24 protein-coding genes and 1 tRNA gene are annotated in these 21,260 nt (G+C 70.1%); 13 read left to right on the forward strand and 12 right to left on the reverse strand.

All coding sequences use genetic code 11. The features are described from left to right. Window positions 1-26: 26 nt before the first annotated feature. From N5095_RS14415 to N5095_RS14440, 6 genes are all read right to left on the reverse strand, one after another. The gene (locus N5095_RS14415) at window positions 27-464 is read right to left on the reverse strand and encodes a transcription elongation factor Spt5 (protein WP_267623625.1); all 438 of its coding nucleotides are present in this window, start codon (window positions 462-464) and stop codon (window positions 27-29) included. A gap of 4 nt (window positions 465-468) precedes the next feature. Continuing rightward, entirely contained in the window at window positions 469-642 is a 174-nt protein-coding gene (locus tag N5095_RS14420; protein ID WP_267623626.1) for a protein translocase SEC61 complex subunit gamma, read from the reverse strand. Window positions 643-730: 88 nt separating this feature from the next. Further along, window positions 731-1,270: a hypothetical protein gene (locus N5095_RS14425; protein ID WP_267623627.1), complete on the reverse strand. Its 540-nt coding sequence runs from the start codon at window positions 1,268-1,270 to the stop codon at window positions 731-733. Window positions 1,271-1,372: 102 nt separating this feature from the next. Then, the gene (gene ftsZ / locus N5095_RS14430; RefSeq protein ID WP_267623628.1) at window positions 1,373-2,524 is read right to left on the reverse strand and encodes a cell division protein FtsZ; all 1,152 of its coding nucleotides are present in this window, start codon (window positions 2,522-2,524) and stop codon (window positions 1,373-1,375) included. A gap of 195 nt (window positions 2,525-2,719) precedes the next feature. After that, window positions 2,720-4,297: a D-aminoacyl-tRNA deacylase gene (locus tag N5095_RS14435; RefSeq protein WP_267623630.1), complete on the reverse strand. Its 1,578-nt coding sequence runs from the start codon at window positions 4,295-4,297 to the stop codon at window positions 2,720-2,722. Window positions 4,298-4,570: 273 nt separating this feature from the next. Beyond that, complete coding sequence (locus N5095_RS14440; protein WP_267623631.1) at window positions 4,571-5,944, reverse strand: sodium:calcium antiporter; 1,374 nt, start codon at window positions 5,942-5,944, stop codon at window positions 4,571-4,573. A gap of 166 nt (window positions 5,945-6,110) precedes the next feature. Here N5095_RS14440 and N5095_RS22385 point away from each other — a divergent pair, with 166 nt between their 5' ends. From N5095_RS22385 to N5095_RS14470, 6 genes are all read left to right on the forward strand, one after another. Then, window positions 6,111-6,797 (forward strand): HVO_2922 family protein, encoded by a 687-nt coding sequence (locus N5095_RS22385; RefSeq protein ID WP_267623632.1) that lies wholly within the window; start codon window positions 6,111-6,113, stop codon window positions 6,795-6,797. A gap of 73 nt (window positions 6,798-6,870) precedes the next feature. Further along, a complete protein-coding gene (locus N5095_RS14450) occupies window positions 6,871-7,749 on the forward strand; it encodes a shikimate dehydrogenase (protein WP_267623634.1) in 879 nt (292 codons plus the stop codon). Between the two features lie 44 nt (window positions 7,750-7,793). Continuing rightward, window positions 7,794-8,627, forward strand: a complete 834-nt coding sequence (locus tag N5095_RS14455; protein ID WP_267623635.1) for a helix-hairpin-helix domain-containing protein — start codon at window positions 7,794-7,796, stop codon at window positions 8,625-8,627. Between the two features lie 147 nt (window positions 8,628-8,774). Further along, window positions 8,775-10,400: an aminodeoxychorismate synthase, component I gene (gene pabB / locus N5095_RS14460; RefSeq protein WP_267623636.1), complete on the forward strand. Its 1,626-nt coding sequence runs from the start codon at window positions 8,775-8,777 to the stop codon at window positions 10,398-10,400. Continuing rightward, the gene (locus N5095_RS14465; protein WP_267623637.1) at window positions 10,397-11,020 is read left to right on the forward strand and encodes an anthranilate synthase component II; all 624 of its coding nucleotides are present in this window, start codon (window positions 10,397-10,399) and stop codon (window positions 11,018-11,020) included. Before pabB ends, N5095_RS14465 begins: the two co-directional genes overlap by 4 nt. Then, entirely contained in the window at window positions 11,017-11,934 is a 918-nt protein-coding gene (locus tag N5095_RS14470; RefSeq protein ID WP_267623640.1) for an aminotransferase class IV, read from the forward strand. Before N5095_RS14465 ends, N5095_RS14470 begins: the two co-directional genes overlap by 4 nt. A 397-nt stretch (window positions 11,935-12,331) precedes the next feature. Here the strand turns inward: N5095_RS14470 and N5095_RS14475 are convergent, their stop codons facing one another. Beyond that, on the reverse strand, window positions 12,332-12,541 hold the full coding sequence (locus N5095_RS14475; RefSeq protein ID WP_267623642.1) for a hypothetical protein: 210 nt from the start codon (window positions 12,539-12,541) through the stop codon (window positions 12,332-12,334). A 119-nt stretch (window positions 12,542-12,660) separates the two neighbouring features. Here N5095_RS14475 and N5095_RS14480 point away from each other — a divergent pair, with 119 nt between their 5' ends. Both N5095_RS14480 and N5095_RS14485 read left to right on the forward strand, forming a co-directional pair. Next, window positions 12,661-13,086, forward strand: coding sequence for a Rieske (2Fe-2S) protein (locus tag N5095_RS14480; RefSeq protein WP_267623644.1), 426 nt, complete (start codon window positions 12,661-12,663; stop codon window positions 13,084-13,086). Between the two features lie 129 nt (window positions 13,087-13,215). Next, on the forward strand, window positions 13,216-13,920 hold the full coding sequence (locus tag N5095_RS14485; protein WP_267623646.1) for a DUF7344 domain-containing protein: 705 nt from the start codon (window positions 13,216-13,218) through the stop codon (window positions 13,918-13,920). 451 nt (window positions 13,921-14,371) lie between these two features. Here N5095_RS14485 and N5095_RS14490 read toward each other — a convergent pair. The 3 genes from N5095_RS14490 to N5095_RS14500 all read right to left on the reverse strand — a co-directional run bounded on the left by N5095_RS14490 (window position 14,372) and on the right by N5095_RS14500 (window position 15,788). Next, window positions 14,372-14,446, reverse strand: a tRNA-Met gene (locus N5095_RS14490). Between the two features lie 78 nt (window positions 14,447-14,524). Next, window positions 14,525-15,010, reverse strand: coding sequence for a GtrA family protein (locus N5095_RS14495; RefSeq protein WP_267623648.1), 486 nt, complete (start codon window positions 15,008-15,010; stop codon window positions 14,525-14,527). Beyond that, window positions 15,003-15,788, reverse strand: coding sequence for a glycosyltransferase (locus N5095_RS14500; protein WP_267623651.1), 786 nt, complete (start codon window positions 15,786-15,788; stop codon window positions 15,003-15,005). The genes N5095_RS14495 and N5095_RS14500 overlap by 8 nt, the downstream gene beginning before the upstream one ends. Window positions 15,789-15,944: 156 nt before the next feature. Here N5095_RS14500 and N5095_RS14505 point away from each other — a divergent pair, with 156 nt between their 5' ends. Further along, window positions 15,945-18,503 (forward strand): DUF2298 domain-containing protein, encoded by a 2,559-nt coding sequence (locus N5095_RS14505; protein WP_267623652.1) that lies wholly within the window; start codon window positions 15,945-15,947, stop codon window positions 18,501-18,503. Window positions 18,504-18,742: 239 nt separating this feature from the next. On the opposite strand, the gene N5095_RS14510 is transcribed toward N5095_RS14505, so the two are convergent. Then, a complete protein-coding gene (locus tag N5095_RS14510; protein WP_267623653.1) occupies window positions 18,743-19,009 on the reverse strand; it encodes an HAH_0734 family protein in 267 nt (88 codons plus the stop codon). A gap of 25 nt (window positions 19,010-19,034) precedes the next feature. Beyond that, a complete protein-coding gene (locus N5095_RS14515) occupies window positions 19,035-19,523 on the reverse strand; it encodes a hypothetical protein (RefSeq protein WP_267623654.1) in 489 nt (162 codons plus the stop codon). A gap of 198 nt (window positions 19,524-19,721) precedes the next feature. Here N5095_RS14515 and N5095_RS14520 point away from each other — a divergent pair, with 198 nt between their 5' ends. Genes N5095_RS14520 through N5095_RS14535 form a run of 4 tightly spaced genes read left to right on the forward strand, consistent with a single transcriptional unit; the run spans window position 19,722 to window position 21,214 of the window. Beyond that, window positions 19,722-20,003 carry a 50S ribosomal protein L44e gene (locus N5095_RS14520; RefSeq protein WP_267623655.1) on the forward strand — a complete coding sequence of 94 codons (282 nt, stop codon included), beginning with the start codon at window positions 19,722-19,724 and terminating at the stop codon, window positions 20,001-20,003. 2 nt (window positions 20,004-20,005) lie between these two features. Further along, window positions 20,006-20,179, forward strand: a complete 174-nt coding sequence (locus tag N5095_RS14525; protein WP_267623656.1) for a 30S ribosomal protein S27e — start codon at window positions 20,006-20,008, stop codon at window positions 20,177-20,179. Between the two features lie 24 nt (window positions 20,180-20,203). Further along, entirely contained in the window at window positions 20,204-21,004 is an 801-nt protein-coding gene (locus N5095_RS14530; RefSeq protein ID WP_267623657.1) for a translation initiation factor IF-2 subunit alpha, read from the forward strand. Between the two features lie 27 nt (window positions 21,005-21,031). After that, window positions 21,032-21,214, forward strand: a complete 183-nt coding sequence (locus tag N5095_RS14535; RefSeq protein ID WP_267623658.1) for an RNA-protein complex protein Nop10 — start codon at window positions 21,032-21,034, stop codon at window positions 21,212-21,214. Window positions 21,215-21,260: the final 46 nt, after the last annotated feature.

The raw sequence follows: 21,260 nt of genomic DNA on the forward strand, positions 1-21,260 counted from the left end.
GACGCGCCGTTCGGGCGTTCGAGAAGCTATCGCTCTTCGGAGTCGAGCACGCGAATCTGGTCCCCGCGCACCGTCACGGGAATCGGGACCGTCGCCTCGTACAGTTCGACGGTGACCTGGTCCTTCCCCTCGTCGATGCGCTGGACGCGGGCCTTCTCACCCTTGAACGGGCCGGCGATGAGTTCGACGATGTCGCCCTCGGCGATCCCCTCCACGTCGGGGGTCGGCGAGAGGAAGTGCTCCACTTCGGCCATCGAGGACATGCCGGGGACGATGGAGCGCGCGTGGGGAATCTCGTCCATGAGCCGTTCGAGCACGGCCGTGTTGTCGGCTTCGACCATCACGTAGCTGGTGAGCTGGTCGGGGGCGAGCACGGCGTGAATCTCCGGCTCCTCCTTCGTCGCGAGCATGTCCGCGACCGTCCGCTCCTGGCTCGCGGTGGTCTTGACGGCGAAGATGGGCATCGACTCAGACACCACCGGGCAGCACGCTCATCACCGCGAAGATCAGGAAGCCGAGGAACCCGACGAGAATCACGCCGGCACCGGCGATCAGCGCGACCTGGGAGAACTCCTCCCACGAGGGCGTGCTGGCCATCTTCAGCACGCGCACGTAGGCCGAGAGGTCGTATTTGACGTCCATTGTTGTGACGAGGGTAATGCGTCACCCTTCTTCTATCTGACGATGGATGCGAGTCGCCGATGGCAGCCGGTGCGTTCGGAGTCGGGACTCACAGAAACCAACTGTCGTCGCTACAGAAGGCACCGCCGAACACCATCCCGCCTCCCGTCCGAGTTATCTCCGCGACGAACCCGTCTTCCGGAGGCCCGTCGTCGGGCGGGGTGGGCGTGTCGCTCCCAGAGTCGTCCGTCCCCGACCGCGAGACGGTGGTACCGCCGGCGCTCCCCCCTTCCCGACCGGCGCAGTCGGGGAAGTAGTGGTAGCTCGCAGTCCACTCCCGGTCGACCTCGAATCGGGCGAGGTAGGCGCCGCTCGGCAGGAGGTTCTCCAACCGTACGGTCGCGACCCCCGACTCGTCGGCCGCGGAGAGGTCGTACCACTCCCGGTGCGCCAGCCGTTCGCTGTACTCCGCGTCGCCCCCGAAGCGGAGCGCCTCGAACTTCACTTCGTGTGGTTCGTCGTGGCGATTGAGCAACAGTACGTCGATGGGCCGGTTCACGAAGGGGAGGGAGACACAACCCGCGAACGACGCGGCGGCCGCGAGACTCCCTGCGCGGAGGAGGGACCGTCGGTTCGAGTGGGGAGACACGAGTGACCAATCAGAATTCGTGATTATAGTGGTGTCGGTGAAGGGTACTGACGGGTCGAAACCCAACGCAGAAAAACCGAACCGCCGTCCGAGGCCCGCCGACTACTCGACGAAGTCGATGTCCTGCTGGTCCTCGACGCCCTGCGGCGCCGGGGCGTTCTCGCGGCCGTATATCTGGGGCGACTGGACGCCGGTGACGACGATCATCGTGCGCATCTGGCCCTCCAGTTCGTCGTCGACGCTGGTCCCCCAGATGATGCGGGCGTCGGGGTCGATGCGGTCGTATATCTCCTCGACGACCCCTTCGGCCTCCTCGATGCTCATGTCCGAACCCCCCGTCACGTTGACGAGCGCGGAGTTGGCGCCGGAGATGTCCACGTCGAGCAGCGGCGAGCGCAGGGCGCTCTTGACGGAGTCCTGGGCCTTCTGCTCGGAGTCGGATTCGCCGAGACCGATCATCGCGACGCCGCCCTTCTCCATGACGGTGCGGACGTCGGCGAAGTCGAGGTTGACGAGTCCGGGCTTCGTGATGAGTTCGGTGATGCCCTTCACGGAGCGCATCAGCACCTCGTCGGACACCTTGAACGCCTGACGGACGGGAAGCTTCCCGACGGAGTCGAGCAGGCGGTCGTTCGGTACGACGATGACGGTGTCGGCCACGTCGCGGAGCCGTTCGAGGCCGGCCTCGGCGTTGGTGCGGCGAACCTCCCCTTCCGCAGTAAAGGGCGTCGTCACGATGGCGATGGTGAGCGCGCCCGACTCGCGGGCGGCCTTCGCCACGACCGGCGCGGAGCCGGTGCCGGTGCCGCCGCCGAGACCGGCGGTGACGAACACCATGTCCGAGCCCTGAATCGCGTCGTGGATATCCTCCTGCGATTCGAGGGCGGCCTCCTCGCCGACCTGCGGCAGGGAGCCGGCGCCGCGGCCCTGCGTCTTCTGCTGGCCGATGAGAATCTTCGTGTCGGCCTCGATGTTCACGAGGTGCTGGACGTCGGTGTTGGCGGCGACCAGCTTCGCGCCGTGAATCCCCTCCTCGGCCATCCGGTTCACCGTGTTGCCGCCCGCACCCCCACAGCCGACGACGGTGATGTCGGTCTGGAGGTCCTGCAGGATGTCCTCGAGCTGGTCGTCGGACATCTTGCCGGTCATATTCGTGTGCGTCTCGGAAGCATCGACCGTCCCCTCCCCGTTCTGGGCCGGCCCATCCTCCGAATGTTCGGCCTCATCGATTGCATCCTCGACGATGGAGTCCATTTACGGCAAACGGTTACGAAGCAGGGTTAATTATCTTTCCCATGGCCGTCCGACGGCCGTCAGACGCTCATTTCAGCGAAATCCCCCTCGGAGGTATCTCAGCGGGTCGCCGACCGGCTCGCTATCCGGGTTTCCGGCCGGATATCCCTCCAGCTATCTCCGTTGATAGCCGGAACGTCGGACGAGGCGGCGGGCTCAGACGGCGAAGCGACGCTCCCGCTCGTCGCGCACGTCCTCGGGGTGAACCGTCGTCCCGTCGACCTCGACTGCCTCGCCGTCTGCCAATCTCCCGAACGCCGGTCCCTCCGGCACACCCAACTCCCGCGCCACCGCCGGGACGAACGCCGTCTCGCGCGCGACGACTTCGGCCCCGTCTCCGTCCCCCTCGGTCTCGACCGTCACCGAGTCGTACTTCTCGCGGAGCACCGCGGCGAGGGCGTCGACGAGCGAGCGGTAGGCGTCGCGGGTCGACTCGGCTCCGTCCGAGTCACCGTCGCCCGAACTACCGCCGGTCGCCGGAAACGCCGCCCGCCCGACCGCCCGCGTTCCGCTCTGCTCGGTCCAGAAGGCGACGGTGTCGGCCGCGACCGCCTCTCGAACCGCGCCGGCGTCGACGCCCTGTGCCTCGCTCAGCAGGTCGCCCGGGAGCGCTCGGACCTCGAAGGCGTCCCGCGGGCCACCACCGTCGTCGGCACCGAAGTCAGGGACGACGTTTCCGAACCGGAGGCCGTCGTCGACGCGCCCGAGTGCGTTCTCGAGGGCGGCGACCAGCGCGAGCGGTCGGTCGTCGACCTCTCGAGCCCACGTTTCGCTCACGACGCGGTAGCCGAGGTCGGTGAGCGTCGCCCGCAGTTCGGACTTCTCGCCCTCGACCAGGGCGTGCTCGGCGGCGCTCGCCGCGAAGGTCCGCCGGAGCACCTCGGGGTGGGTCTCGGGGTCGCCGAGTTCGTCGAGTTGCCAGTCGGCGGCGACGTGGCCCACTCCCCACGCCGTCTCGCGGAGGACGCGCTCGAATCGAGGCGCGTAGTGGCCGCCGCCGAACCCGACGAGGTGGCGGGGGGTCTCGGCGCCCTCGTCGCCCGTACCGACCGTACCGACCGACCCACCCGCGCCGCCCGCGCCGTCCGCGCCCCGAACGTCGGCCGCCACGCCGGCGAGGTCGAGCACCGAGCGGGCGACCGCCCGGGCGCCGTCGGGGTCCGCCCACTCGGTCTCGCCGCTGCCGAGTTCGACGAACATCGACGGGGCGCCCACCTCGCTCGGGCCGTGGTGCGTGCACTCGACGCCCACCTCGTACCCTTCGGGCGCGTGGTCGTCGAAGGCGGCGACGAGGCGCTTCTGGGCGTTCGGCGCGGCTCGGCCGAAGCGCCGGTCCGCGCCGCCGTACTTCGCCGGGCCGAAGTTCCCCGTGAAGTGGCAGGTGAGCAGGGGTCCGGTGTCACCGGAGTGCCGGGAGACGAACAGCAGGAGGTCGACTCCGGCCTCGGGACCGTCCTCGACGACGCCGAACGCGCCGGCCGGTCGGTCGAGGTCGAGATGCATCGCGTCGAAGGTCCGGAGTTCGAAGGCGGGGTCGGCGGAGTCCGCGTCGGAGTCGGCAGAGTCGACGTCGGAGTCGGCGGCGGCCTCGGCGTCAAGTCGGTACACCGTCCCGCCGCCGTCGTCGTCCGCACGGCTCTCGTCCGCGTGTTCGGTCCAGTCGGCCAGGTCGAGTAGCCGCTCGCCGATGTGTTCCGATGCGTGGTCGGCCCGGGAGACGACGATCGCGATCACTGGACGGGCGTTGTCCCAGCGTGGATAAAACGCGTCCGGGTCGCGGTCGCCGGCGCCGACTGAGGGTCGTCGGGGCGGTCACCGGCCGGAGTCGCTACATCACCGCGTCAGCCGGATGGCCGCGTGAACGCGCGGCCGTCGTGGCGCTCGGTCGTCCACACCACCGCGTCAGCGAGACACGCGGCGACAAGCCGCCGCGCGTCGTGGCGCTCAGTCGTCCACACCACCGCGTCAGCGAGACGAGCACGCATGAACGCGTGCTCGTCGTGGCGCTCAGTCGTCCCCGCTCTCGTGCCCACCGTCGGCCGCCGCCGGCCGGCCGCGGACCCGGTTCGCCGTCAGCCGGAACACCTCGCGGGTGTCGTCAATCCGGACCGCGAACAGGGCGAGTCCGAGCATCATGTAGAGGACGGTGAAGCCGATGAGCATCCAGTAGGAGTACGTCTCGGCGAGCGCCTCGGGGTAGAGTTGGATGATGGCGAACTCCGCGGCGACCTGCGAGAGGAACAGCACCAGCAGGGTGACCGCCTCGCGTACGCTGATGTTGAAGTTCACGAGGATGGCGATGGCGAAGAAGCTCTGGGCCGCGGTGAGCCAGATCTCCGCGGCCTGCTTCTGGTCGAAGGGGAGCACGCCGTAGCTTCCGAGAGCGATGCTGTACACCGCCACGAGTGTCCCGACGAGCAGCGTCCACTGGTTGAGCTTCGAGGAGATGAGCGCGTTGAACGCCGCGGTCGAGCGGGCCTTGTTGACGAGGTAGGCCGTGACGATGAGTTCGGGGCTCTCGGAGGCCAGCGGCGCGAACCACTGAATCATGAAGAAGCGGGGGATGCCCAGCTGGAGGCCGAGCTCTTCGAGCCCGTGGGCGAACGGCTCGACGGCGGTGAAGATGAGGAAGGCGGAGTAGGTGAACAGGGTCAGTACGACCGGAATCCGGACCGACCGGGACTTCTCGTGGAAGTACTTCGGGACGCCGACCTGCTCCTCGTGTTCCTCCACGTCGCCGCGGACGATGACCGCGATGTACGTGAGGTAGAGCCCGACGAGAATCACGAAGTCGACGGCGTCGATGCCGAGTCCCGGGGAGTTGGCGGCCCCGAACGAGAGCGAGATGGGGACGAAGAAGGCGAACAGCGTCGCGCCGAGGAGAAACACGATTTCGGTCGAGATGTCGCGGTCCAGCTTGACGGCGTCCTTCATCGTCCCGGCGCGGTCGATGACGGCGACGTCGTCGCCGCGGGTCGCCTTGTAGATGGAAAACAGCGCGATGGCCGACCAGCCCAGCCCGATGAGAATGCGGTTGGCCCCGGTCATGTTCGCGATGGCGAGGTTCGCGGCCTCGGTGTTTCCGGGGTTCGAGCCGGCCTCCCAGGCGTACAGCGCGTCGACCGCGTACTCCGGCGCTACCGCGAGGACGGCGAGGACGGCGAGGGCGAACGCCCGCGGGACGTCCTTCTCCGCGCTCTCCGCACCCCACGCGAGGAGGAACGACGCGCCGAGGACGCCGATGCCGGCGACACCGACCTGTGCGACCGTCGAGAGCCCAACGGCCTCGGGCCCGCCGACCGCCCAGACGAAAATCCACGGAAGTGTCAGTACCGCCGCCCCGGCCAGTGCCGTGAGCGGGTGTCGGAGGAGCGAGCTCATGGCACCATCGACACGAGGGCCGCAAGTAACCCTTCTGTTTTCGTGGCCCGGCCGTGGCTCTCGGTAGCTCGAAGCAGGCCCGTAGCGTCGAGTTCGGCGACCGACCCGGCCGCCGGGTCCCACATCGGCCGACAGCGTTCACTGTCGGCCCCCCGTAGTCCGACGCGTGACCACGTACGAGGACGAACTCCGCGTCGACGTCGCCCCCGGAATCGGACTCGCCGTCGCGTACGAACTCGACCCGAAGACGAACCGGACCCGAGTCCGGACGCGCATCGAGCGCCGGAACGGAGCGACCGACGCCGTCGGTTCCGAGGAGCGGTCGCCGGACGAGCAGGGGGACACCGTCGCCGCCGACAGTCGCGAGGAGGGTACTCCAGCCGAAGGCCGGGAGGAGGGTGTCCCGGCCGCCGACCACAGTGGCGCTTCCGACGGGCCGGCCACTCCAGATGCCCCCGGTAACCCAACTGACTTCGATGGCCACGGCTCCGCCAACAACGGCTCCGACGACGACGCGGGCGACGGCAGAACGGGGGAAACGCCGCCCGCCGCGGAGGACGACCCGGCCGCGCCGGACGCCGCCCGGAGCGTCGAGGTCGACCAGACGGGCGACGAACCGGTCGCCGTCGGGCTGGACGCGGGGCGCTCGCAGGCGACGTTCGAGCTCTTCCGGGACGCCGCCGACGAGTGGCGCTGGCGGCTCCGTCACCGGAACGGGAACGTCGTCGCGAGCAGCGGCGAGGGGTACTCCTCGAAGGCGAACGCGCGCAAGGGGCTCCGGAGCGTGAAGCGCAACGCGCCGGCGGCCCCGGTCGAGGAGGTGGCCGGGGCTGGCGACCGCGACGCCGACTGAGAGGTCGGTGAGGGCGCCGAGTCGGTCGACGCCGAGGAGTAGACATATCCGGACCCGACGCGACCCGTCGACCATGCAGGTCTACGGACTCCTCGGCAACCCGGTCGGGCACTCGCTCTCCCCGCCGATGCACGAGGCGGCTTACGAGACGCTCGGGATGGACGCCCGATACGTCACCTTCGAGCCGGAGCGAGACGCCGTCGAGGCGGCGGTCCGCGGCGCCGACGCCCTCGGCATCGACGGCCTGAACGTCACCGTCCCGTTCAAGCGGGAGGTCCTCGACCAGGGGCTCGTCGACGCCGACCCCTTGGCCGCCCGCGTCGGCGCGGTGAACACCGTCGACTTCGGCGACCGGGACGAGGAGGGCCGTCCCCGCGGCTACAACACCGACGTGGCGGGCGTCACGCGGGCGTTCGAGCACCACGGCGTCGGCCTCGGCGGTCGGGAGGCAGTCGTGGTCGGCGCCGGCGGCGCGGGCCGGGCGGCGGCCTTCGCCCTCGCCGACGCGGGCGCCTCGGTCCACGTGGCGAACCGAACCGCGTCGACCGCCGAGGCGCTCGCCGAGGACGTGGCCGCGACCGAGGGGGTCACCTCCGACGCCGTAACCGCTGGCGGGTTGGACTCGCTCGCGGCGACGGTCCCGGGCGCCGACCTGCTGGTGAACGCGACGACGGTCGGGATGGCGGAGAGCGACGAATCGGGCGGGGACGACGGCGAGTCGGGCGACGAGACGCCGGTCCCCGCCGAACTCCTGCACGGAGAGCTCGCGGTGCTCGACGCCGTCTACTCGCCGCTCCGGACCCGGCTCCTGCGGGACGCAGAGCGGGCGGGTGCGACGACGATAGACGGTCTGTGGATGCTGTTGTATCAGGGGGTCGAAGCGTTCGAGCGCTGGACCGGACGGGACGCGCCGGTGGCGGAGATGGACGCCGCAGTACGGTCCGCGCTGTAGTCTGTCGGTTGCTTTTAAATAGGGCCCACTCATACTGTCGGGCAATGGCACTACTCGACAAGCTGAAGTCGTTGCTCGGGATGGGGGACTCCTCCCGCGACGACAGTCGCCGGGAGCCCGGTGTGACCGTCGAGCGGGACACACGCGAGGGCGCCGGGGCGGAGGCCGGGACGGAGGCCGCGGTGAAGGGGACCGACGAGGCCGGAGCCTCGACGGACGCCGGTGCCGCCGCGGACGAGCGCGAGACGGGGACCGAACGGGCGGACGAGGCCGCCTCGACCGGCGAGATGGTCGACGAGACGGCCGAGGAGGAACCCGACGTGGCCGCCGAGCCCGGCGAGGCCGTCGAACCGGAGACGGAGCCGGTCGACGAGGCCGAGGACGTCGACGCCGGCGAGGTTGACACCCCCGAGGTCGAGGACGCGGTCGCGGCCGACGACGACGCCGACGCGACCGCCTCCACCGGCTCGATGGTCGACGAGGAGGCCGAGGACGCCGAAGCCGCGGAGCCGGCCGAGGCCGCCGGCCCCGAGTCCGAGGCCATCGACACCGACATCTCCGAAGCCGAGCCGGAGGCAGACACCGGCGCGGACGAGGACGAGGACGAAGCCGACGCCGAGGCCGACGCTGGCGAAGTCGACACCGAGGCCGAAGCCGACACTGAGGACGAAGTCGACACCGAGACCGAAGCCGACGCCAGCTCCGAGTCCGTCAAGAACGTGAAGGGCATCGGGCCGGCGTACGCCGACCGCCTGCAGGAGATCGGCATCGACACCGTCGCCGACCTCGCCGCCGCCGACGCCGAGGCGGTCGCAGAGCGCATCACCGTCTCCGAGAAGCGCGTCCAGCGCTGGATAGACCGCGCACAGGAGCACTGAGAGACCGGTCGTCGCCGGTCGCCACGGGTCGGAGTCGGTCAGCGGACCTGCGCCGGTCAAACGACGACTTCGACCGAGGACCGAGCGGTCGGTCGACCGACTCTTCCTCTCGAAACCGTTACTTGCGGGCGTACCCACGCTCAGTACGTGCCACGAGTCGCCACCGACCGAGGGGCGTTCCGCGAGGCGCTCGATTCGAGCGCGAGCGCCCCGACCGCGGACGCCCCGGTTCGCGTCCCCGTCGAGGTCCGGGTCGCGGTCGCGGACCCCTTCGACGCCTACCGACGGGCCCGCGACGGACCGGGCGGGTTCTACCTCGAGACGACCGGCGGAAGCGACGGCTGGGGCTACTTCGCGGTCACCCCCCGGGAGCGCCTCCAGGTCCGTGCCGACGCGGTCGAACTGGAGCCGACCGAACGCGGCTACGCCGGCTCGTCGCCGACCCTCGCCGCGCTGGAGGGAGTGCTCGACGGCGAGACCCTCGCCCGCGGCGACTGCGACGTCCCCTACCCCTGCGGCGTCGTCGGCTGGCTCTCCTACGACGTCGCCCGCGAACTGGAGACGTTCCCCGGCTCGGCCGACGGTGCCGTCGACGACCGGCGGCTCCCCCAGCTACAGGCGGGCGTCTACGACCTCGTCGCCGCGTGGGAGGAGCCGCGCGACCCGGACGGCGAAACGACACTGCGGATTACAGCCTGTCCCAGCGTCGACCCGGAGGCCGACGACGCGACCCTCGACGCCGCCTACGGCGCCGCCCGGAAGCGCGCGCTCGCCCTCGCCCGCGACTGCCTCGACGGCGACCCGGCGGTCGGGGCGGCGCCCGTCGCGGCCGACGAGGCGACGTTCGAGAGCGACACGGGGCGGGAAGCGTACGCCGAGGCGGTGCGGCGCGTCAAGGAGTACGTCCGCGCCGGCGACACGTTCCAGGCCAACATCAGCCAGCGCCTCGTCGCGCCCGCGGCGGTCCACCCCGTCGAGGCGTACGCCGCGTTGCGCCGGGTGAACCCCGCGCCGTACTCGGGGCTCGTCGAGTGTTCGGACCGCCCCGGCGGCGTGGACCTCGTCAGCGCCAGCCCCGAACTCCTGCTCGAACGCGACGGCGACCGTCTCGTCACGGAGCCCATCGCCGGGACGCGCCCTCGCGGGGCCGACCCCGAGTCGGACGCCGCGCTCGAAGCCGAGTTGACGGGCGACGAGAAGGAGCGCGCCGAGCACGCGATGCTGGTCGACCTCGAACGCAACGACCTCGGGAAAGTGTGTGCGTACGGCAGCGTCGAGGTGTCCGAGTACCGCCGCGTCGACCGCTACTCCGAGGTGATGCACCTCGTCTCCGTCGTCGAAGGGCGCCTCCGCGAGGACGCCACCCTCGCCGACGCCGTCGCCGCGACGTTCCCGGGCGGCACCATCACCGGCGCGCCGAAACCCCGGACGATGGAGATTATCGACGAACTGGAATCCACGCGGCGGGGTCCGTACACCGGGAGCGTCTTCCTCGCCGGGTTCGACGACAGGGCGGCCTTCGACATCCTCATCCGGACGCTCGTACGCCACGGCGAGGAGTACCACCTGCGCGTCGGCGCAGGAATCGTCCACGACTCCGACCCCGACCGCGAGTACGAGGAGACGCTGGCGAAGGGGCGGGCGCTCGTGACGGCCGTCGACGAGGCGCTCGGCGAGCGCGCGGACCTGGGGGTCGGCGACTCGGAACCGAGCCGGGGGGGACGCTCGGAGACGAACGCGGGCGGCGAGGAGCCTCCGGAGGCCCGCCGATGATTCTCGTCGTCGACAACTACGACTCCTTCGCGTACAACCTCGTGCAGTTCCTCGGGGCGCACGACGAGGTGGTCGTCCGGCGCAACGACGCCGTCGACGTGGCCGGCATCCGCGACCTCGACCCCGACGGCGTCGTCGTCTCGCCCGGCCCGGGGACCCCCGCCGACGCCGGCGTCTCGGTTCCCGTCTTCCGCGACCTCGACTACCCCTCTCTGGGCGTATGTCTCGGCCACCAGGCGCTGTGTGCGGCAAACGGCGCGTCGGTCGGGCGGGCCCCCGAGGTGGTCCACGGGAAACCCTCGTCCATCACCCACGACGGCGCGGGCGTCTTCGCCGGTCTGCCGGTCCCCCTCGACGTCGGGCGGTACCACTCGTTGGCGGTCGAGCGCGCGGACGTCCCGGACGGCCTCGTCGAGACCGCCCACACCGACGACGAGCGCCGGGTCGTCATGGCGGTGCGTCACCGCGAGCGGCCGCACGTCGGCGTCCAGTTCCACCCCGAGAGCGTTCTAACGGAGGGCGGACGCGACCTGATTCGGAACTTCGTCGCGTGGTGTCACGGGGGCGAACTCCCCGAAGGCGCCGGAGCCGACGCGGCGACGACGGGAGGCGACCGATGAGCGACGAACCCCCGTCGGAGCGCGACGCCGAACCCCGCTTCCACGTCGACGGTGCGGTCGTCCCGGCGAGCGAGGCGACCGTGAGCGTCCGCGACCGCGGGTTCAGGTACGGCGACGCCGCCTTCGAGACCCTCCGGACGTACGCCGGCGACGTGTTCGAGTGGGCGGCCCACGCCGACCGGCTCCGGGCGACCTGCGACCTGCTCTCCATCGACCACGGGCTCTCCGACTCGGAGCTCCGGCGACGAATCGACGAGACGCTCGTCGCGAACGACCTCGACGACGCCTACGTCCGGCTCTCGATTTCGCGCGGTGTACAGCCCGGGAAGCTCACTCCCCAGCCGGACGTGACCCCGACCGTGGTGGTCGAGGTCGACGCGCTCCCGCGGGGAGGACTGGAGGGGGAGTCAGTCTGGGACGGGCCGGCGACGCTCCAGACCGTCAAGACCCAGCGCGTGCCCGACCGCGCCATCCCGGCCCGAGCGAAGACCCACAACTACCTCAACGGCATCCTCGCCCGCCTCGAACTCCGCATCGACGGGCCGGACGGCCCGGAGACGACGGCCGACGAGGCGCTGCTGCTCGACGCGGACGGGGCCGTCACCGAGGGGGCGACGAGCAACGTCTTCTTCGTCGACGACCGGGCGCTGCACACGCCGAGTCTCGACGGACCGGTCCTCCCCGGAATCACCCGGTCGGTCGTGCTCGACCTCGCCCGTGAGGAGAGAATTCCGGTGAACGAGGGGCGCTACACACCCGACGACCTCCGGAGCGCCGACGAGGTGTTCCTGACGAACACGACGTGGGAACTCCGGCCCGTCTCGAAAGTCGACGGCATCGAGGTCGGCGGCGGCCCGGTGACGCCGCTGCTGTCGAAACTGTTCGACGCGCGGGTCGAAGGCGAGTACTACTGACGCACGGGCGGGCTTTCTTGACCGGCGCGCGCTGGCGCGGCCTGGGTGTCGGCGACGAGGCCCACCGTGTCGCTCCCGTAAGCGTAGCGAGCGGGAGCCAGCGGGTGCCTTGCTCCCGCATCGCGCCACGATTCGCGCGAGGCCGTGCTCGCCTCCGGGGGGAGCACACCGAGGCTGGGGAGGTACGAGGCCGCGGTGCTGTGGGTGGGGCTCCGGAAGGGGCCGGGTGCTCCGGGAAGCACGGCGTTCACGAGAGCTTTGCTCTCGTGAGCCAACCAGAAGCCCGCGGCTTCTGGTGACGACGAAAGCACCGCGACGAGTGACCGAAGGGAGCGAATGAGGAGCACAGCGAGCCGCGCGACCGGAGCAACCGGGGGCTTCCGTGTGTCGCTCGGAGCTACATCCACCCGTGCCGTCCGAGAAGGTTGAGTCCGTTCAGACAGAGGACAACGACCCCGTAGACCCCAGCCAAAACGAGAGGCCACCGCAGCCACGTCCGCTCTCGAACCGCCGGGCGCGTGAGCAGCAGCGACGACATGAAAACCACCGAGAGCACGACGAGGTCGGCCTCGTTAGGGAACGGTGGCGGCGTCCGGAGGGGAGACATACCCTACCCCTACCGCGACCGGTTGTAGGTCTTTCTCGACTCGCGAAGACTCGCGACACACTGCCACGACCCGGACCGAAACCACAAGCTACGAACGCCCCGCACACCAACCCGGCAACATGGAACTCGACGAGGACCGCCGCGTCGCGGCGGTCGAGGAGGTACCCGAGGAGGGGACGCTCCTCTTCACCGTCCGTGACGGCTTCGACAAGGAGGAGGCCATCCTCACGAAGCTCTCGGACGGGAGCGTCCACGCCTTCCGGAACTACTGCATGCACTGGACCGACGTGCGCCTCGACAAGGGCTCCGGCGCGATGGTCCGAAACGGCGAAATCGTCTGTCAGAAACACGGCGCGACGTTCGACCAGTCCTCGGGGTTCTGTGACTTCGGCCCCTGCGAGGGGTCGACGCTCGACACCGTCGACGTGACCGTCGCCGACGACGCCGTCTACCTCACCGACGAGGCCTACGAGTTCGAGGCACTCGGCCCGTCCGGCGAGCACGACCTCTCCTCGGGGAGTCGCATCGACTTCACCGGGACCTGAGAGGTAACCGCCCGCAATCCGGCGATTCGACGGCGCCAGACCCGACCCGCCGGCCAATAGTCCTAACTCTTTGGGGAGTATGGTAACGAGGTAACCACTCCTTCGTTCTGGCAGGGATTGGGTGAAATCATGGACCGGGCGAACTCCTCGCGCGCGGTGGGTGGGGCGGACTCGGCCGTCTCCGGACCTACCGCGGGCGACTTCGACGACACGGGTGAGACGGGTGTGAACACGGGTGCGAACGCGAGCGGAGATGAGAACGGGACCGCGGCCGCCGACACGGAGACGACCACGACGAGCGCCGACGCGGCCCCGATGGCGAAGGACGACCTCTTTCACGTCCTGCAGAACCAGCGCCGTCGCCGGGTGCTCGCGTACCTTCGCGGAGCGACCGGGCCGGTCGACATGCGGGACATCGCCGAACTCATCGCCGCCCGGGAGAACGGCAAGTCGGTGGCGGCAATCAGCTCCGACGAGCGCCAGCGGGCGTACATCGCGCTGTATCAGAGCCACCTCCCGAAGCTCGACGAGATGGGCGTCGTCCGGTACCAGCAGGACCGCGGCATCGTCGAGCGGACCGAACTCGCCGACCAGTTCGACCCGTACCTCGACGTAGACTCGGCGGCGACGACCACGACGACCACGACGGACGACGACCCCCGACCCGGCCGGACCGTCCGCTACTACGGCGGGGCGACCCTCCTCGGCGCCGCGATATCGCTCGCCTCCTGGGTCGGCGCGCTCCCGGCGCTGTCGCCCGCCGCGCTCGCGACGGCCGTCGTCTCGCTGTTCGTCCTCGTCACCGGTCTCGTCGTGTGGGGCCGACGGCGGTAGCCGCGAAACTCGGCCGCTCGTGTAACCCGCGTCGTCGCGCATCTCGTGTGACTCGCGACGAGTGACTGCCGTCACCACGTGTTCCGACTCGACTCGCTACGTTCGACGGTCGCGCGCCGCCGAGACGGCGCGCTCGGAAGGTGACCGGTGCAGAGACGATAGCGGGAGGTAGATTCGAACCACGGTCGCGTTGCTCACTTCGTTCGCAACGCTCCCTGATTCAAACCTACTCCGTGGACTATCTCGTGGCGCACGGCTCACGACTCGCTTCGCTCGTCGTTCGCTGTGTGTGCCACAGAAGATAGCGGGAGGTAGATTTGAACTACAGTCGTTCCACTCACTGCGTTCGTTTCACTCCTCAGTTCAAATCTCCACGTACACTATGACCGCCGAACTCGTCCGTCGCTCGGCGACGAGACGCCTCGCTTGGGGCGTGAGTTCGGCGAGAACATAGCGGGAGGTAGATTTGAACTACCGATCTCCGGGTTATGAGCCCGGCGGAATCTCCTGGCTATCCCATCCCGCTACTATCAGCAAACCGCGGCTTGCTGTTAAGGGTTGTGTTTCGTCCGCCGTGTGGGGGTTTCCGCCGTGGCGAGCGCCCTCACCCGGCGGTGACCCGCCACGTGAACAGCGACTCGGCGACGTAGTTGAACAGCACCGACGCCGCGATGGCCAGCGGGAACGGGGCCACCTGCCAGAAGTCGAAGCCGGCGACGACGAGCGTCACGTCCAGCAGGCCGAGCAGCCAGACGACCGTCACCTGGATGCCCAGCCCGCCGACCCGAACGAAGTTCGACTTGGCGAGCCGCCGGGGCCACGGTCCACCGTCGCTCTCGTCGGCGAACGTCCAGTACTCGTTGATGAAGAACATGATGACGATAGCCACCTCGGCGCCGACGAGCTTCGCGAGCACGCCCGGCGGGACCGAGAGGCCAACCCAGGGAAGCGAGAGTGCGCCGATTCCGACCACGACGAGCAGCAGCGTGCTGACCGTAAGGTCGAACACGGCACCGACCGCGCCGACCGAGAGGAACTTCCCGAACCGGACGCCGGAGACGAGTTCGTCCACCGCGTCGCGGTTACTCATCGGCCGGTTCCGGGGTGAAGCGGTCGACCAGTGCGAGCTCCTCGGTCCGCCCCGCGTCGAGTAGCGCGTGCAGGCGATTCTCCCGGATGAGCTTCGCACGGTGCCGGGAGACGAGGAGACTGCGGGCCATGTCGACCGACGCGCCGACGGGGTCGACCGTCGACCCGGGCTGGTCCTCCCACCGAACCGGCACCTCCGCGATTCGCCGGTCGAGCGCGCCCGCGACGGCCACGAACTCCACGTCCCACGCGAAGCCGGGCTCGTAGAGGTGCGGTCGGACGGTCTCCCACGTCGTCGCGGTCAACGCCTTGGCGCCACACTGGTAGTCGAACAGCTCCGCCTCCAGCAGTCGGCGGGCGAGCCACGCGAACCCGTCGCCGAGGCGCCGCCGGGCGAACGTCTGGTGGGAGGCGACGACCGAATCGGGGTGTCGTCGCGACCCGACCGAGAGGTCCGCCTCGCCGTCGACGACGGGGTCGAGAACGCGCGCGACCGACTCGGCGGGCGTGCTCCCGTCGGCGTCGACGAACAGCAACACGTCGGTGTCGAGCGCCTCGAACCCGGCAGTGACGGCCGCCCCTTTCCCCCGGCGGCGGGGGACGGTCCGGACGGTCGCTGGGAGCCCGCGCAGCTCGTCGACGACCCCCGGTCGCGGGTCGTCGAGTTCGATGCGAATCGTCGCCGGGCGGAGGCGCTCGTCGAGGGCGCGGACGTAGGCGGCGAGGCGCGCGGTGTCCGGGCGGTAGGCTGGGACGACCACCCCGACGGAGCGTGACATTACCCCCCGATTCCGCGTGGCCAGTAAAAAAGCGTTTGTCTCGGGACGAGACCAGTTCTCCGGCGCCCGGCGGGACGAACGACGAGGACACTCCGAATCCGGGGCGAGGAGGGAACCCAAAAAGCGTTTACACGCCCGCGGCGGTGAGACCGGTAGATGGAGTACGTTCTCGTCCTGCAGTGGCTCCTCGTCGTCGCCGCCCTCGCGACGCTCGCGCTGCCGGTGACGACCCGCCTGTTCGAGTCGCTCCCGGGACGCGGCGCCGGCTTCGCCCTGCCGGTCGCGCTCGTCGCCGTGACGACCGTCGTCTACTGGGTCGGCCACCTCAGCTACGGCCCCACGACCGCCCTGTTCGGCGTGCTCGCGCTCGCGGCGGTCGCCGGTGTCCTCGCCCTCGACACCGACGCCCTCCGCGACCGCCGAGTCGAACTCCGGACGGACCTCGGCGTCGACCGGACCGCGGTCGCCGAGGCCGCCGCCGTCTTCCTCGTCGGGTTCCTGTTCGTCCTCGCGATTCGTGCCGCCGACCCGGCGGTCTACGCACGGTCGGGCGAGAAGTTTCTCGACTTCGGCCTGCTGAAGTCGCTATCGCGGGCCGACCGGCTCCCCCCGGAGGACATGTGGTTCGCCGGCGAGGCGGTCAGCTACTACTACGGCGGCCACCTCGTCACCTCGACGCTGTCGCTCCTCTCGGGGGTCCCCCCGGCCGTCGCGTACAACCTCGGGCTCGCCACGTTCTACGGCGCGCTCGTCGCCGCCGCCTACGAGTTAGCCGGGTCGGTCGCCGCCGTCCGCCGCGGTTCCCGCCGGCTCGCAGGCGCGCTCGCCGTCTTCTTCGTCGGCGTCGCGAGCAACCTCGTCACCGGCGGCCGGCTCCTCGCGGTAGCGCTCGCGCCGGCCTCGCGAAAGCGCGAGGTCGCCCGGGTCGTCGCCGAGGCGTCCCCCCAGTTGACGACGGCGGACGTGCTCGCCGGCGCCGACTCCTTCTTCTACTGGCACGCGAGTCGCGTCATCCCCGGTACTATCAACGAGTTCCCCCTGTTCGGCTGGCTCAACGGCGACCTCCACGCCCACATGATGGGGACGCCCTTTCTCCTGCTCGGGGCGGGCGTCGCATTCGCCTACTTCCTGACCCCCGAGACGGACACCCGCCGGCGGTGGGCGCTCCTCTTCGGCGTCCTCCCCGTCGTCGGCGGGTTCCAGGTGGTCACCGACACCTGGAGCTTCCCGTCTATCTTCGGCGTCGCGTGGCTCGCACTGCTGTTCGCCCCCGCGGACCCGCTGACGCTGTTGCCGGGCGGGCTCGGCGGTCGGCTCAGGCGGACCGTCGGCGTCGCCGACGTAGAGACCGAGGCCCCGACGACCGCCGCGGACCGAGACGGTCGCCGCGAGGAACGTCTCCGGACCGACGGCGATGCGGCCGTCACCGCCACCACGACGGCGAGCGGGGACGACGACTGGCTCGCGGGCGAACTCGTCCGGCTCGTCGGCGCGACCGCCGTCGCCGCCGCCGCGACGGGGCTCGCGACCCTGCTCGGGCTCTCCTTCCTGCTCGGAGCCGGGGGCGGGAGCTCCCGCGAAGTCGCGCTGGTCGCCCTCGAGATGCGGAGTCCGCTCGGAAACTTCCTCCTCGTCCACGGGACCTTCCTCGTGGCTTTCGCGGCGTACCTGTTCGGACGCCTCGACACCGACCGCCCCGGTCTCGTCGCGCTCGCGGTCGGCGCGTTCGCCGCGCTCGCGTTCGGACAGGGGCTCGCGGCGGTCGCCGTCGCGCTCCCCCTGCTCGTCGGGAGTTGGCTCGCGCTCCGTATGGGCCGGGCGGTCGGCTTCGAGGCCGTCCTGATCGCGGCCGGCGCCGGGCTGGTGATGCTCGTCGAGCTCGTCTACGTCAAGGAGCAGGCCGGACCGGGCCGGATGAACACGGTGTTCAAGACCTACATGCAGGTGTGGGTGCTCTGGGGGAGCGCGATGGGCGTCGTCCTCGCCGGACTGGTGGACGGTCAGACGGCGTCGACCGCCCGGACGGCCGCGGGGGCGTCGGGACGGTGGCGACCCTCCGGACGGACGCGACGGCTCGCGGCGGTCGGCTTCGTCGGGCTCCTCGTCGTCACCACCTCGGCGTACGGCGTGCTCGCACTCGGCAGCCACTTCCAGGGGGCGCGTATGGAGACGCTGGACGCGACGGCGTTCGCGGACCGACAGCATCCCGAGGACGCGGAGGCCATCCGCTGGCTCGACGACAGGGAGGGTCGACCCGTCCTGCTATCCGCCCCCGGCACCGCGCAGTACCCGACCGCCGACGGCGGGTCCTACCCCTACCCGCCGGGGATGTACAACTGGAACGCGAACCCCGCCTCCAGCCTGACCGGCCTGCCGACCGTCGCGGGGTGGGCCCACGAGGTCGGATACCGCGGTCCCGACGCCTACTGGGCGCGTGCCAACGCCGTCGACCGGGCGTACACCGGGTCGACCGCCGACCGGGTCGCGCTGCTCCGTGAGTACGACGTGCAGTACGTCTGGGTCGGTCCGGCGGAGCGGGCACGCTACGGGGAGGACGTGAGCTTCGCCGACGTGCCGGGCGCCTCGGTCGCCTACGAGACCGAGACGGTCACGGTGTACGCGGTCGACCACGAGAGGCTCCCACAGCGTGGCGTGGTCGAGGCCGGGTCGCCGACACCGGAGCCGGCGTCCGTGGCCGCGGCTAGGAACCGGTAGCGAACAGGCGGCGCGTGAACGGCGTCTCGCGGGCCGGCGCGCCACACACCCGCCTCGACCGGCCCGCGACCGAACGCAGACCACGACGGGGATGGTTCCGTCGTCGGACTTGAACGTTCGCGGAGGTGAGGGGCGACGGCCGAAGACCGGCGAGGGACGGCCGCGATGCTGTCGGATTCGGCGTGTGGTTCGAAGAGAGCGGGAGAAGCGAAGCGGCGGGACCGAGTCGGGGGACGAGTTCAGACCGCGAGGTCGCCTTTCCCCTTCACGACCGTGAGCGCGTCGGCGTCGATGGCCTCCACGTCGAGCCAGTGAGAGACGTACTGGCGCTTCTCGAACGTCTCGCGCTCCGATTCGGTGCCGATGACACACCAGAGCTGGACCTCGTCGGGGCCGTGGAAGTCCCCCTGTCGCTGGACCGAGAAGAGGACCTGCTCCTCGTCGTCGTACTCGATGACGGCGTCCTTGCGGATGCCGGGGTCCCCGCGGACGATGAGGTGTTGCATGGTCGGGCGTTCGGAGAGTCCGGATTTAACGGCTTCGGATGTCGGTGCCTCCCCGGTCGCCCGTGGCCCCGTCGTGACGGGGTCGGCGGCGAACGAGGCGGCCGGCCGCGGCGACGGCACGCCCGACGGCGAAGAGCGTCGCTCCGAGGGCGGAGCCGACCGTCGCGGCGAACGGAGCGGCGAACGCGACCGACTCGCCGAGGGACGGCACCCCGCCGCCGACCGGTGCATTCACGACCAAGACGGAGAAGACCGCCGCGAAGGCGAGTGCGACCGTCGCGAGGAACCCCCCGTTCCGGACCGCCTCGGCGAACGCGAGCAGGAGGAGACCGACGAGGACGACCCACCAGACCGTGAGACGGCCGAACAGGAGGACGTCGACCCGCCGGAACGGGCTCGCCGCGAACGCGACCGCTGCGAGAGAGACTACCACCGCGAGGGTCAGGGCGACGACGGTCGCTCGCCGGGAGCGACCGAGGAGGACCGAGCGAACCGACGGGAGAGCGCGTGACATCCCCTCATAGACGACCGCTCAGGGGATAGCGATGTGCGCTCCGTGTCCCTCGCCGCGGACCGCGTCGCCGACGCGGCCCCGTCCGTGGGCGCCGCCCGGTGAACATCCCCCTACGCCCCGTCGTGAGCGTCCCGTCGGTTAGCGGAAACCAAACGGGTTTTAACGGGCGACGGCAAACTGTCCTCAAGGTAGATATCCATGCAGATGCCACGCCGCTTCAATACGTACTGTCCGCACTGCAGGGAGCACCACGAACACGAGGTGCAGAAGGTGCGGAGTGGCCGCCAGACCCACATGAAGTGGAACTGGCGCCAACAGAAGCGCCGAACGAGCGTCATCGGGAACACCGGGAAGTTCTCGAAGGTGCCGTCCGGCGAGAAACCGACCAAGAAGACGAACCTCAAGTACATCTGTGGCGACTGCGGCAAGGCCCACATGCGCGAGGGCTGGCGCGCCGGTCGCCTGGAGTTCCAGGAGTAATCATGGCAGGAAGCTTCGTCACGGTCCAGTGTCCGGACTGCGAGAACGAACAGGTCGTCTTCAGCAAGGCCTCGACGGTCGTCAACTGCGCCGTCTGTGGCACGACCCTCGCCCGCCCGACCGGCGGCAACGCCGCCGTCGAGGGTGAGGTCACCGAGACGGTCGAGGCTCGATAACATCACCCCTCCGGAGGAACGTCCATGAAATACAGTGGTTGGCCCGAGAAAGGTGACCTCGTCGTCGGCAAGGTCGACGAAATCGAGGACTTCGGCGTGTTCGTCGACCTCGAGGAGTACGAGGACAAGCGCGGCCTGACCCACATCTCCGAGGTCGCCAGCGGCTGGATCAAGAACGTCCGCGACCACGTCCGCGAGGGACAGACGGTCGTCGCGAAGGTGCTCGAAGTCGACACCGGCAGCCAGCAGATCGACCTCTCCATCAAGGACGTCAACGAGCACCAGCGCAAGGAGAAGATTCAGGAGTGGAAGAACGAGCAGAAGGCCGACAAGTGGATGTCCATCGCCTTCGGCGAGGACGTCACCGACGAGCAGTACGGCGCCGTCGCCAACGCGCTGCTCGCCGAGTACGGCTCGCTGTACGACGGCTTCGAGCAGGCGGCCATCCACGGGATGGAGGCGCTCGAGGACGTCGACCTCGAGGAGGAGGAGAAGCGCGCGGTCGTCGACACCGCCCGGGAGAACGTCTCGGTGCCATACGTCAACGTCACCGGGTACGTCGACCTCCGCTGTCCGGCGTCCGACGGCGTCGACCACATCAAGGAGGCGCTGCAGGCCGCCGAAGGCGAGGGTGAGGTGCCCGACGAGGTCGAACTCACCGTCGCGTACGTCGGCTCGCCCGAGTACCGCATCAAGGTCCGCGCACCCGACTACAAGACGGCGGAGTCCGAGCTCGAGGCCAGCGCCGAGCGCGCCATCGCGTCCATCGAGGCCGCCGACGGCTCCGGCAACTACCACCGAGAGCGCTCCGAAGAGGACGAGTAGCCCCTCGGAGTCGACTTCTCACGACGCATGAAGGCAGATATCCGGGTGTGTTCGGCGTGGCGCGACCGCCACGACCGCCCGGTGTACTCCCTCTCCGAGAGCTGTCCGGACTGTGGCGCGCCGACGGAGAACAGCGCGCCCGCACCGTTCACGCCCGAAGACCCGAACGGCGAGTACCGACGCCGCGCGAAGCGCAAGCGTCGAGACTGACGGGGCCACGACGGGCGATTTCTGCGCCGCGACGGTCGCTACCGAC

This window comes from Halobium salinum, assembly GCF_026586625.1.
GTDB lineage: Archaea > Halobacteriota > Halobacteria > Halobacteriales > Haloferacaceae > Halobium > Halobium salinum.